The 1,487-nt window shown below is 69.6% G+C and carries 2 protein-coding genes and 1 pseudogene; all 3 read left to right on the forward strand.

The features are described from left to right. Positions 1–337 (forward strand): annotated as a pseudogene (locus VR44_RS48360) (ROK family transcriptional regulator); the annotation flags it as partial. Positions 338–349: 12 nt separating this feature from the next. Then, positions 350–451 carry a putative leader peptide gene (locus VR44_RS48790; RefSeq protein ID WP_342669307.1) on the forward strand — a complete coding sequence of 34 codons (102 nt, stop codon included), beginning with the start codon at positions 350–352 and terminating at the stop codon, positions 449–451. Between the two features lie 272 nt (positions 452–723). Then, positions 724–1,487 (forward strand): ABC transporter substrate-binding protein (locus VR44_RS10300; protein WP_045947119.1); only part of this gene is annotated, 764 nt, incomplete at its 3' end.

Genomic DNA, 1,487 nt, shown 5'->3' on the forward strand with positions numbered 1-1,487 from the left:
GCTCTCCGAGGCCGTGGCGGCGGGACATCCCGGCGCCGACGCTCTGGTGCGGCGCCGGGCGCGGTTGATCGGCCGGGCGGTCGCGCTGCTGGCGGACCTGGTCAATCCGGACGTGGTGGTGGTGCACGAGACCTTCTCCGGCGCCCACCCGCGGTACCTCGACGCGATCCGTGAGGAGGCGGTCGAGCGCTCGCACCTGTGCGAGGACCCGGAGCGGATCGTGGCTCCGGGAACCGGGGAACGGGCACTGGACGTCGCGGCCGGGACGGCCGTTCTGGCCAACATCTACGCCGATCCGCTACGGACAGTGGCGTTTGACCAATCACCGGGTGTCTGACAATCTGCGCGCATGACCCCGACCGTGCGGCTCGTTTCCCGCCGGCATGTCGACCTCTGTCGCCATGCCAGCGCGATCTGTGCCGTGCCGTCGTCGCCGGGCTGTCCCCGCTGATTTCGCCTTCAGCCTGACGCCGGCCCGCCCGGGCCGCGGTCCCGCCGTTCCCGTTCCCGTTCTCCGGGACGCCTGGGCGACACGGCCGCTCCCCTCCCCCGCACCGCGTTTCGCGATCCTGACCGGATCTCCGCGCCGCGGCTCCCGCTGCTTCACCCGCTTCACCCGCTTCACCCTGCGATGGACCGCACCCGGCCCCACCTGCGGTGAATTAGTTCCGCTCAGATTGCAATTAAGTTTCCTCGCTTCCTCATCGCCAAGGCGGTTCCATCATGACCACGCTCCCTCCCCTCTCCCGGCGGGGCCTGCTGCGCGCCGTGGGTGCCGGCTCCCTCCTCATGACGCTGGGCGCCTGCCGCTCCGCGGTCGACGACAGCACGCCGGCCGCCGCGGCGAGCCCCCGCAGGGGAGGCACGCTGACGGTCGCGCACGGGGTCGACTTCACTCCGTCCCTCCTCTTCGCGGTGAGCGCGATGACCCTCGTCCCACGCTTGGTGTTCAACACCCTCACCCGCTACGACGAGAAGCTGCGGCCGCAGCCGGAACTGGCGAAGTCCTGGCAGGTGGCCCCGGACGGCAAGAGCATCACCTTCACGCTCCGCGACGACGTCACCTTCCACAACGGCCGCAAGTTCACGGCGGACGACGTCATCTTCGCGGTGCAGAACCTTCAGAACCCCGTGCGAGCCGCCCAGTTGAGATCCACGGCGGCCGCGGTCACCGCCTTCGAGAAGCGGGGCGACCACGAGATCACCCTCGGCCTCGCCCATCCCGTCAGCAACCTGTTCGACCTCTTCGAGTTCATGTTCATCGCCGACAAGGACTCCGTCGAGGACGCCGTCGCCGGCAAGCAGCTCATCGGCACCGGGCCCTACACCTTCACCGGCCGCAATCCCGGCGCCTCCCTCAGCTTCGCGCGCAACGAGCGCTACTGGCAGCCCGGCCGGCCCTACCTGGACAAGGTAGAGATACGCATCATCCCGCAGCCCGATTCGCTGCTCTCCTCGCTGCGCACCGCCCAGTCACAGCTCTCGTT

Origin of the sequence: Streptomyces katrae (genome assembly GCF_000966975.1) — a bacterium.
GTDB lineage: Bacteria > Actinomycetota > Actinomycetes > Streptomycetales > Streptomycetaceae > Streptomyces > Streptomyces katrae.

Excerpts from the sequence above, each read along its gene's own strand:
- VR44_RS48790 (WP_342669307.1), top strand. The coding sequence starts at position 350 with ATGACCCCGACCGTGCGGCTCGTTTCCCGCCGGCATGTCGACCTCTGT.